The sequence below is a fragment of the Variovorax boronicumulans genome (assembly GCF_040544675.1).
In the GTDB taxonomy this organism is placed as follows: domain Bacteria; phylum Pseudomonadota; class Gammaproteobacteria; order Burkholderiales; family Burkholderiaceae_C; genus Variovorax; species Variovorax boronicumulans_D.
Map to the genome: position 1 here is coordinate 1 of NZ_JBEPKK010000031.1, position 11,307 is coordinate 11,307.

6 protein-coding genes are annotated in these 11,307 nt (G+C 67.7%); 2 read left to right on the plus strand and 4 right to left on the minus strand.

From position 1 onward, the window contains the following. The 3 genes from ABIC90_RS26975 to ABIC90_RS26985 form a co-directional block, all read right to left on the minus strand. Positions 1–1,722 (minus strand): condensation domain-containing protein (locus tag ABIC90_RS26975; protein ID WP_354359744.1); only part of this gene is annotated, 1,722 nt, incomplete at its 3' end. Next, entirely contained in the window at positions 1,722–2,033 is a 312-nt protein-coding gene (locus tag ABIC90_RS26980; protein ID WP_354359746.1) for an acyl carrier protein, read from the minus strand. The genes ABIC90_RS26980 and ABIC90_RS26975, both read right to left, overlap by 1 nt. 181 nt (positions 2,034–2,214) lie before the next feature. Next, positions 2,215–2,922: an aspartyl/asparaginyl beta-hydroxylase domain-containing protein gene (locus ABIC90_RS26985; RefSeq protein ID WP_354359748.1), complete on the minus strand. Its 708-nt coding sequence runs from the start codon at positions 2,920–2,922 to the stop codon at positions 2,215–2,217. A 61-nt stretch (positions 2,923–2,983) separates the two neighbouring features. On the opposite strand from ABIC90_RS26985, the gene ABIC90_RS26990 reads away from it, so the two are divergent. Continuing rightward, complete coding sequence (locus tag ABIC90_RS26990) at positions 2,984–4,936, plus strand: fatty acyl-AMP ligase (RefSeq protein ID WP_354359750.1); 1,953 nt, start codon at positions 2,984–2,986, stop codon at positions 4,934–4,936. Between the two features lie 44 nt (positions 4,937–4,980). Here ABIC90_RS26990 and ABIC90_RS26995 read toward each other — a convergent pair whose 3' ends face one another. Then, positions 4,981–5,772 (minus strand): 4'-phosphopantetheinyl transferase family protein, encoded by a 792-nt coding sequence (locus ABIC90_RS26995; RefSeq protein ID WP_354359752.1) that lies wholly within the window; start codon positions 5,770–5,772, stop codon positions 4,981–4,983. 396 nt (positions 5,773–6,168) lie between these two features. Between ABIC90_RS26995 and ABIC90_RS27000 the strand changes: the two genes are divergently transcribed. Further along, a partial coding sequence (locus ABIC90_RS27000; protein ID WP_354359754.1) for a non-ribosomal peptide synthetase occupies positions 6,169–11,307 on the plus strand: 5,139 nt, incomplete at its 3' end.

The following is an 11,307-nucleotide window of genomic DNA, read 5'->3' on the forward strand; positions in this document are numbered from 1 at the left end:
CTCTGGGGCGCAGTCCTGCAGCATGAAGGCCAGCCGCTCGGTCGGGTAGGCCGGGTCCAGCGGCACGTAGGCGCCGCCGGCCTTCAGCGTGGCCAACAGCGCCACGACCATGGACACGCCGCGCTCGAGCAGCAGCGCCACGCGCGCGTCCGGGCCCACGCCCAACGATTGCAGGTGGTGCGCCAGCCGGTTGGCCCGTGCGTCCAGCTCGGCGTAGCTGAGCGACTCGTCCTCGAACACCAGCGCCACAGCGTCCGGTGTGCGCTCGACCTGATCCTCGAACAGCGCGTGGATGCAGCCATCGGCGGGGAACTCGCGCGCGGTGTCGTTCCAGTCGAGCAGCTGCCGGTGATCGGCTTGGGCCAGCAGCGGCAGTTGCCCAACGGGATGGGAGTCGTCCCTGACCATGGCGAGCAGCAGGACCTGCCACCTCGCCAGGAGCGCCTCGCCAATGCCGAACCCCAAGCGTGCGGCGTCGAAGCGAAACACGGCTCCCAGTCCGCTCGCGAGCACGGCGACTTCGAGGGACAAGTCGAACTGCGAGGCGCCTCTCGCCGCGTTCAACGGGTAAGGCGACAGTCGCAGCCCGCCCCATGCAAAGGACTCCTGTGGGTCGGCGTCGATGAGACCCAACATGTGACGCCCGCCGCGCGGTACCTGCATCGTGAACAGGGCGCGGAACGGTGAGTTGCCGCTGGCCGAGTGGCCCGGGCGAAGTCTCGAAACCAGTTCGCTGACAGGATAGTCCTGGTGAACCATCGCTCGCTGCACCGTGCCACGCAGCGACTGCAAAAGATCGCTGACGCTCGCGCCTCTGGGGAAACTTGCGCCGAGGGTCACAAGGTTGGCAAAAAGGCCCGCCGTGTCGTCCCACTCGCCGCCCCCTCGCGCCGCGAGCGGCGAGGTGACTGCGACCTGCTCTTGGCCACTCATGCGATGGAGCAAGGTGAGATAGCTTGCCAGCAACACGGTGTAGATGGTCGTCCGGTGGCGCTTGGCAAGCATGCCGAGTTGCGCCACAAGATCGCCGCCGAGGATCACGCTCGCCGCTGCAGGTTCCGGCTCACGGCCGGTAGCGGGTGCCAGGGCAAGGTCAATGGCGCCGAGTCCATCGTTCAGTTCTCGACGCCAGTACTCGAGCTGGCGGGCCGCCCGCGGCCCTCGCAGCCATCGCTCCTGTTCGCGAACGTAGGCGAGATAGTCCGGCGGCGGCGGGGCCACGCAGCGGCCGCCCGCGCTGATGGACGAGCCCAACTCGTCCACGAGACGCCAGAACGACCAGTCATCGCAGGCGAGATGATCGAAGACGATCAGGAGGATCGCTTCTTCGTCGTCAGTCTGATAGACGCTTGCACGCACCAGCCAGCCACATGCGAGATCGAAGGGCTGGACGAAGTCGGCGTTGATGATCGAATTCAGGTGGTGCGGATCGAAGCCGCGCGCATCATGCCACTGGATGGGAGCGACGATCTCTGCCTGAACCTGCTGCATCGGCTGGCCGTCGTGCACGGCGATCCGGGTGCGCAGAATCGGGTGCCGCGACACCAGGCTGACAAGGGCTCGGCGCAGGCAGGCCGGGTCCAATTGGCCGTGCGCGCGGGTAATGAAGGGGATGTTGTGCGTGCCACGCAGCCGGGGCCAGCGCTGATAGGCCAGCCATAAGTCGCGCTGTTGTGGCGACAGCGGGGCCCATGCTTCGCCGGGGCAGCCCAACGGCGTCATCAGGACCCGGCCTTGTCGCTCGCGTGCCTCACGCCCGCATCGCCCACCGGCGTTTCGGCGTGGGAACTGCGCTCATCGAGCTTGAGCTGATCGAGCCGCGCCGCCAGAGTCTCGATGGACGTGAAGTCCAACAGCAGCATCGGGTCAAGCTCCATGCCCAGGCGCTCCTCGAGCGCCGCGAGAAGACGAATGCCGGACAAGGAGTCAAGACCGAGTTCGTAGAACGGCGTCTCCACGGCCAGCGACGTTCTGGGCACGCGGAGCTGTCCCGCCACTATGTCGACAATGATTTCTTGGGTCACATTGGTCACGAGAGTCTCCGGTGGTGCTGCGCTGTTGTATTGGGTGCTGTTCAGCCGCGGCATCCTGGCCGGTCCTTCACCCTCTTTTCGTTTATAGGCATCGCCCACCGCGTGGTCTTGCCTCCGCGCGACAGCAGCTTGTCAAACACTGAACGGTCGAGCCTGCCGCAAAACCGCAAGTGCGCTGCGTTTACCGCGGCGTCGACAGCTCCGGCCAATGCACGCTCTCCCAGCGCCGCCATCGCTCGACCGCGAGCCGGATAAAGTCGGTCTCGCCGAGGCGGGCGATCACGCCTTCGTTGATCTCGTTCAGTGGCGGCGGCAACGGACGGGTGAAATCGACGAAAAGCACGACACGACTCTCGTCGCTGTGGTTCCAGGCCCGGTGGGAAATCGAGTCGTCGAAGATCAGGCTCTTGCCTTCGGACCAGTGACGCACGTCACCGCCGACCTCGATGCCGCACAGCGTCTCGGGCTGCGGCACTTTGAGGCCGAGATGGTAGCGAAGCACGCCCTTGTAGGGGCCTTCGTGAGGCGGGACCTCCTTGCGGGCACGAAAGATCGAGAACATCGCGGCCTGCAGCCCCGGGATCAACCTGAGCGCCTCCACGGTATGTGGGCAGCGATGGGCGGGGTATGCGGTCCAGGTCCCGTAGGCGTAGAACGGGAATATCTTCCATCGCCGATCGGTGCCGAGCGTCTCCTGCTCGACCTGGATCTCCTCGAAGGCGGGCAGCGAGTCGATGTTCTGGAGCAGGCCGTCCAGCTCGGTGCGGATGGCTCTCCAGTGCGATTCCACCTTTGCCGTCCAGGGGAAGGCCTCGGTATCGAAGAAAGTCCTCATGCCTTCGGGCGTTCCGGCGATGGAGCGCGCGACAAAGTCCTTCAGCTCATTCATTGTGCAATCCACGGGGTGTATGAGGGATGGGCCATCTTCGGTGCTTCCGCGCGCCGGCGCCTTGCCCATCCGCGACGCAGCCTTGTTCACGAGGGGCGCAGACGCCGCAAACCGCGGCCTCTGGGTACAAGGCGGGGCGCGGACGGACAAGTCCGCAATCGCCACGGGCCCTATCCTGTGCAAAACCGAGTACTGCAACCTGCTCGATCTACCGCCGGAGAAACGCGAGATGCCAGAAACAAGCGCCGAATGCGGCGATGGTCGAACGAAACCCACCGCACATGGAATGCAGGGCTTTCAGGTGAGCGCAGAAGCGACTTCCTGCGCGGGGCATTCAACAGGCGAATCGCCCCGCTGGTTTCCCGAGTTGCTGGCGCAGCGCGCGCGGACGGACACCGATCGACTGGTCTACCGGTTCTTCCAGGGTTCGATGCCACCACGGACGCTGACGTTCGGCGAGTTGTGGCGCGACGCCGCGTCGCTCGCACATGAACTGGTTGATCGTGGATGGGCCGGCGAGCGGGCCTTGCTCGTGTGCAACAGCGAGCACCATTTCGTCGTGGCGTTTCACGCCTGCCTGCTGGCGGGCGTCATCGTGGTGCCGACTGCACCGCCTCGGCGACAGACATTGCACCAGCGCTTCCAGTTGCTGGCGGATGATTCCGGGGCGGTGGCCATCCTCTGCGACTACGACGACGCCGCTCAAACCGCTTCCAGGGCCGAAAGACGCCCACTGGCCGTGCTGGACCTTCGCACGATGCAACCCGCGGCGGGCGCCGCGGCGGCATTCCGGCCGGTTCCGCGAAACGGCTCCGATCTGGCTTTCCTGCAATACACCTCGGGCTCCACAGGCGAGCCCAAAGGCGTCGCGATCAGCCACGCCAACCTGATTGCCAACAGCGAGCGGATACGGCAAGCCATGGCGCTGACGCCCTCATCGTCGGTGCTCATCGGACTGCCCCTGTTTCACGACATGGGACTGGTGGGCGGCGTGTTGCAGGCTGTGTACGTCGGTTTTTCCTGCGGCTTCATGTCGCCAGCCGAACTCGTTCAGCATCCGAAGCGCTGGCTGCAGTTGGTCTCGACGTTCCGCATCACGACGATCGGTGGCCCGAACTTCATTTACGAACTGGCGGCCAGCGTCATCCGGGATGAGGATCTGCAAGGATTGGATCTGTCGTCCTGTCAGGTCGCGTTTTGCGGTGCCGAACCGATCCGCGCCTCCACGATGTCGCGCTTCATGCGACGGTTCGCGCCTGCCGGCTTCGAGCCCGCGGCCTTCTTTCCCTGTTATGGGATGGCAGAGGCCACGCTCTTCATTGCCGGAGGACCTGCAGGACGCCACCCCGATGTGGTTCGGCGCGACCGCTCCGAGGTGGTCTGCTGCGGCGAGCCCGCATCGGGCCATCGGGTTCGGATCGTCGATCCCCGAACCCGTCGAGCCCTGGCCGAGGGCGAAGTCGGCGAGATCTGGGTGCACGGGGACAGCGTCGCACAAGGCTACTGGGGCCGTACAGCTGCGACCGAGGAGACCTTTCGCGCCCGCGTGCTCGACGACACCTCGCACGACGATGGCCTCGCCTACCTGCGAACCGGCGACCTTGGTTGGCTCCAGGACGGCCGCCTGTACGTCAGCGGTCGGCTCAAGGACATCATCATCGTCAACGGTCGCAAGTACGCTCCGCACGACCTGGAGGAGGCGGTCGAACAGGCGTGCGCGGGTGTGCGCAGCGGAGGCGTCATCGCCTTCGGCGTGCAGAGTACGGAGGCGCCTGACCGCCTGGTTGTCGTGGTCGAACTGGAGCGGCAGGCGCTGCGCCAGACTTCGGAGTGGGGCCGGCTCGCGTCGTCCATCCGCTCGGCCGTCCATGCAGCGCAGGGGTTGACGGTGGCCGACGTGGTCTTCCTCAAGCCGGGCGGTTTACCGCGCACCTCCAGCGGCAAGATCCGCCGATCGCAGTGCCGCGACGACTACCTGGCCGGACGTTTCGAAGCCCCGCCGTTGACGGCCTGAAGAACCTGGCTCGCGTTGCCGATGGATGGTGGAAGTCCGCGGCGTCATGAGGCCGCCTCGGGCAAACCCGGCAGGGTCGTGACGCTATGCACGACAGCCCCCTCAAGCCCGAAGTACGTGGAGCACGTCTGGACGACGCGGGCCAGATCTCCGCCCGGGCGCGCCCGGAAGTCGAGCCGCCGATCAGCCCAGTCTGACGCAATGAGCTCGGCCTCCATGAAGTCGAAGAAGTGCCCGACGAGCGGCGCCGCGGCTTTGTAGATCGACTCCTTGGCGGAGAACATCAGAGTGGCGCGAAACTCGTCACTGCCGCAGCCGTCGAGCAGCCGCCATTCGGGCTCGCGCATGCACATGTGCCGTATCGGCCATACAAGCGTGTCATCAACCACCAATTCCGCATCGATGCCGATGCCGCGCCACCGCTCCCGGGGGGCGACAGCGGCATAGGCGACCTCCGCCGTATGCGCAATGGCGCCGCACCAGCCGCGCGGCCACACCGGCTCGCCGGACTGGTGACGTCCGATCGTCGCAGCAGCCGCATGCCCGGCCTGTGCCAGCGCATGGCGGGCACAAAGACGGCCGGCGACGAAACTGCGCTGGCGAATCGGGACCGAGCGACGCACGTCATCAGGCAGCACCGCCAACAGAACATTCGGCAGCGGGACGGGCAGCACGTCAATGGGCAGAGCCACGCAGCTCACCTGCATGGGGCACCGCTGCGGGCCGGGAAAGAAAGCGCTGCACAGGTCGACATAAAGGTCGCTCCAGGCGCCCTCCCCGTTCCATGCACGATTGAGCACTGCTTCCGGTGCCGCCGATGAGATCGCTCCAAACATGCGCAAGCCTCCTGAGTCCGTGAGTGCATTCTCATCAGGCAATGCCCCGGCGCACCGCCGGTGATCACCGTCAGGCAAGCCCTCATGCGACTGGCACTCTCAGGCAATCCCTGCCACGGAGGCGCCGCCCTCGGCAAGCCTGACCCCGCTAAACAATGGGCGGGCGCGCGCGGGCAAGCCGCCGCCACGTGACGCCGACGACGATCAACCGCGACGCGAACCCTGCGCAGTCGTATGTCGCATGCAAGAGATGAAGACTGCGTCGACGCACGATCGCCGTATCGCCGGACGGGGTGCGAACACTCGGGACCGCAGACGGAGCAAGAACTGGATGGCATGTGCTCAAGCTCGGCAGAGGAGCGAAGCGCACTCGAAACAAGGCGATGACGAAACGCGATGAGCACAACCCCTGCAGACCTTGAGCGGCTCAGTGACGAAGAGCTTGACTGCCTGCTCGAAAAGCTGGGCGGCGACACCATCGTTCGCACGGCAACTCCGGGGGGTGTCATTCCGAGCCGCAACCCGTCCGCGGCGATCGAACCGTCCTACGCCCAGCAGCGGTTGTGGTTTCTCGAGCAGTTCTCGGGCCCGAGCGCCAACTATGTCGTCAGCCATGCCTGGCGAATGCAGGGCAACCTTGATCGCAGGACGCTGGAGCGCGCGCTGCTTGCGGTGGTGAGCCGCCATGAATCGCTGCGCAGCACGTTCGTCGCCGTCGATGGCCAGCCGGTGGTGCGCCTGCTGGAGCCGTCGCAAGCTCTGTCCATGCACTACGAGGATCTCGATACAGGCCTCGACACCGGCGGCATGCTGCAGCAGCGCCTCGCCGATGAAGCGTTCACGCCGTTCGACATTGCGCAGGGGCCGGTCGTGCGCGCACGGCTGCTGCGCCTGGCGGCACTGGACCATGTGCTGCTCATCTCGATGCACCACATCGTCTGCGACGGCTGGTCCGGCGACGTACTGGTCGGCGAACTGACGGCGCTCTACACGGCGCTCGCCGCCGGGCGGCCCGACCCGCTGCCGCCTCTGCCCACGCAGTACCCCGACTACGCCGCCTGGCAGCGCCAGTGGCTCAGCGGGGAACGGCTGCAGCGACAGAGGGACTACTGGCACGACACGCTGGCTGGTGCTCCCATGCTTCTGGAGCTGCCCACGGACCGTCCGCGCCCTGCGGTGCAAGACGCCTCCGGCGCCCAGGTGGACTTTGAACTCGACCCCGCGCTCAGCGCCGCGGTGCGGCAGCTGAGCCGGCGCCACGGCTGCACGCTGTTCATGACGTTGTTGGCCGCCTGGGCGGCCGTGCTGTCGCGCAGCAGCGGCCAGCCGGAAGTGCTGGTCGGCACTCCGGTAGCCGGCCGCGTGCTGCCCGAATTGGAGCCTCTCGTGGGGCTGTTCCTCAACACCCTCGCGCTGCGCGTTCGCGTCGCCGGCATGACCGGCACACAACTTCTGCAGCAGGTGCGTCAGATCGCACTCGAGGGGCACGATCACCAGGACCTGCCGTTCGATCAGGTGATCGAACTGCTGCAGCCTCCGCGCGCACTCGCCCACTCTCCGCTGTTCCAGGTCCTGTTCACATGGCATGAGCAGGCGCCGTTGCACGCGGCGGCAACCGATGCCGGCCTCGGCTTCTCGCGCCTGAGCCTGGAAGTGCCGACGGTGAAGGTCGACCTCGGGCTGTCGATGCTGTGGCAGGGTGAGCAGCTTGCCGGCAGCCTGCAATACGCGACGGCACTGTTCGATCGCTCGACCATCGAGCGCCACCTCGCGCACCTCAAGACGCTGCTGCAGGCGCTGGTGGCCGATGAGACGCGGCCGGTGGCCGAGTTGCCGCTGCTCGACGCGGAGCAGCACGGCGAGCTCGAGCGCTTCAACGCGACCGACACGGTGTACCCGCAAGACCAGTGCATCCACGCGCTGTTCGAGGATCAGGCGCAGCGCGCGCCGGACGCTGTGGCGCTGGTCTTCGAAGACGAGTCGCTCAGCTACGCCGAGCTGGACGCACGGGCCAACCGGCTGGCGCATCACCTGCAGTCCTTGGGCGTGGGCCCGGACGCACGCGTGGCGCTGCTGCTCGAGCGCGGCGTCTCCATGGTCGTGGCGCTGCTGGCCACGCTCAAGGCCGGCGGCGCCTACGTGCCGCTGGACCCGAGCCACCCCGCCGAGCGGCTGGCCTTCATGCTCGAAGACTGCAAGCCGGTGGTGCTGCTCACCGAGGCTGGCTGCGCCGGCGCGCTGGCGCTGCCCGCCGATCTGCCGGTGTGCCGGCTGGACGATCCGGCCGCCCCCTGGCTCGCGCTGCCGGGCACGGCGCCTGAGGTGGCGGGCCTGACGCCCGGGCACCTGGCCTACGTCATCTACACCTCCGGCTCCACCGGCCGTCCCAAGGGCGTGCAGGTGCCGCACCAGGGGGTGCTCAACTTCATGGCCGCGATGCAGGCGCATGTGGGCCTCACACCCCAGGACCGGCTGCTGGCGGTGACGACGCTGGGCTTCGACATCGCGGGCCTGGAGATCTTCCTGCCGCTGCTGCACGGCGCCACGGTGGTGCTGGCCTCGATGGCGGCCGCAGCCGACGCGCTGCACTGGCAGGCGCTGCTGCAGCGGCATGCGATCACGGTGCTGCAGGCCACGCCGGCGTTCTGGCGAATGCTGCTGGATGCGGGCTGGGCGGGTCAGCCCGGGCTCAAGGCGCTGTGCGGCGGCGAGGCGATGCCGGCAGCGCTGACGCAGCAGCTGCTCGCGCGCACGGACGTGCTGTGGAACGTCTATGGACCCACCGAGGCCACCATCTGGGCCACCGTGCAGCCGCTGCACGCGGCCGGCACGCAGCCGGTCGAGCCGATCGGGCGGCCGCTCGCCAACACGCGCGCGCATGTCGTCGACGCGCTCGGGCAAGCCTGCCCGATCGGCGTCGCCGGCGAGCTGTGCCTGGCCGGGGTGCAGCTGGCACGCGGCTACCTGAACCGCCCCGATCTCACCGCCGAGCGCTTCGTGCCCGATCCGTTCGGCGCGCCGGGCTCGCGCATGTACCGAACCGGTGACCTCGCGCGCTGGCGCATCGGCCACGATGGCGACGGCACGCTGGAGTACCTGGGCCGCAACGACCACCAGGTCAAGGTGCGGGGGTTCCGGATCGAGCTGGGCGAGATCGAGGCCGCCCTGCAAGCTTGCCCGGGCGTGCACGAGGCCGTCGTGCTGGCGCGCGAGGTCGTGCCAGGCGATACAAGGCTGGTCGCCTATGTCGTGCCCGACGCGGCGACCCAGCAGGATGCACCGACATTCAGTCTCTTCTACTTCGGCGCCGACTCCTACGACGAGCGCAACAAGTATGAGCTGTACCTGCAGGCCGCGCGCTTTGCCGACGAGCATGACTTCGAGGCCATCTGGACACCCGAAAGACACTTCGACCGCGTCGGCAGCCTCTATCCCAACCCCTCTGTGCTCAACGCTGCTCTGGCCACTGTCACCAAGTCGGTGCAGTTGCGTGCCGGCAGCGTCGTCCTGTCGCTGCACGATCCGATTCGAGTCGCCGAAGAGTGGGCGGTGGTGGACAACCTGTCGGGCGGCCGGGTGGGCCTGGCCATCGCGACGGGCTGGCACTCCAGGGACTTCGTGCTCGCCCCACAGAACTTCTCGTCGCGCCGCCAGGTCGTCGAGGAAGGCATCCGTACGCTGCAGCAGTTGTGGCGCGGCGAATCCGTCTCCCGGCTGAACGGGGCGGGCACGCACTCGGAGGTGCGCGTCTATCCGCGCCCGCTACAGCCGCAGCTTCCGCTGTGGATCACGGCCGCCGGAAATCCCGAGACCTTTGCCTTCGCCGGGCGCATCGGCGCCCATGTCCTGACTCACCTGCTCGGCCAGACTATCGAGCAGGTGGCCAAGAACATCGCCATCTACCGCGCGGCGCGCGCCGAGCACGGCCATGACCGCGACGCCGGTCAGGTGACCTTGATGATCCATGCCTTCGTCGGCGAGGACTACGACACGACCATGGCGCGCGCCAAGGCGCCATTCATGAACTACATGCGTGCCCACGTCGGGCTGCAGCTTCCGCTTCTGCAGAGCCTGGGCATCGAAGAGAGCGAGGCTTCCGAGCAGCGCATCGAACAAGTGGTCGAGTTCGCCTACGAGCGCTATACCAGGACCGCGTCGTTCATCGGCACCCCGCAATCGTGCCTGCCGGTGATGGCCGCGCTGCGCGACGCCGGGGTCGACGAGTTCGCCTGCCTGCTCGACTGGATTTCGGCGCCCGATGCATTGCAGGCGCTGCCGGCACTGGACCGGCTGCGCGCGCTGGCGCGCCGGATCCCGCCCAGCGCGAGCGCGCTGCGCCAGCAATCGGCTCGCACGCTGCCCGAGTACATGCTGCCCGCGCACTTCGTCTTCCTCGAGGGGCTGCCGCTCACACCCAACGGCAAGCTGGACCGCCGCGCGCTGCCCGACCCGGGCGATGCGGCCCACGACAGCGACGAGTTCGAACCGCCGCAAGGGCCCATCGAGGAGGCCCTGGCGGCGATCTGGGCCGAGCTGCTCGGGCGCGAGCGCATCGGCCGCGCGGATAGCTTCTTCACGCTCGGCGGGCACTCGCTGCTGGCGGTGCGGCTCGTCTCGCGGGTGCGCGCGCAGCTCGGCCTGGAAGTGGCAATCGCCGAGCTGTTCTCCCACCCGACGTTGTCGGCGTTCGCCGGGAAGCTGGCGGTGGCAGAGGTCAGCGAGCTGCCGGCCATCACGCCGGCCGACCGCAGCGCACCGCTGCCGCTGTCTTTCGCGCAGCAGCGGCTGTGGTTCCTGGACCAGCTTGACGAGCGCGCGGCGCTGGCCTACCTCGTGCCCGCGAGCATGCGGCTCACCGGGCGTCTTGACGAGCAAGCATTGGTACGGGCGCTTGATCGCATCGTCGCGCGCCACGAAGTGCTGCGCACGAGCCTGATCCGCCAAGCAGACGGCAGCGCGGCGCAGTCGATCGCAGCTGACGACATCGGGCTGCAGCTGCGGCGCGTGGATCTCACCGGCTCGGTTGACGCCGAAGCCGAAACCCGCCGCCATGCCGAGCAGGAAATGGCCAAGCCGTTCGATCTGTCGCGCGGGCCGCTCGTCCGCGCCCGGCTGCTGAAACTCGCCGAGCACGAGCATGTGCTGCTGATGACGATGCATCACGTCGTGACCGACGGCGGCTGGTCGAATGGCTTGCTCGTCAACGAGCTGAGCGCGCTGTACGGCGCCTATGTGAAAGGGCTGCCCGACCCGCTGCCGCCACTGGCCATCCAGTACGCCGACTACGCCGCCTGGCAGCGCCAGTGGATCAGCGGCCAGCGGCTTCAGCAGCAGCTTGCCTACTGGCGCAGTCACCTGGAGGGGGCCCCGGCGCTGCTGGAGCTGCCCACAGACCACGCGCGCCCGGCGGTGCAGGACTTCACCGGCGCGAGCATCGACTTCGCGCTCGACCGAGCCGACAGCGCCGCGCTGCAGGCGCTGGCCGCACGCCACGGGGCAACGCTGCACATGGTGCTGCTGGCCGCTTGGGCGGCG

Excerpts from the sequence above, each read along its gene's own strand:
- ABIC90_RS26985 (WP_354359748.1), bottom strand. The coding sequence starts at position 2,922 with ATGAATGAGCTGAAGGACTTTGTCGCGCGCTCCATCGCCGGAACGCCC.
- ABIC90_RS26995 (WP_354359752.1), bottom strand. The coding sequence starts at position 5,772 with ATGTTTGGAGCGATCTCATCGGCGGCACCGGAAGCAGTGCTCAATCGT.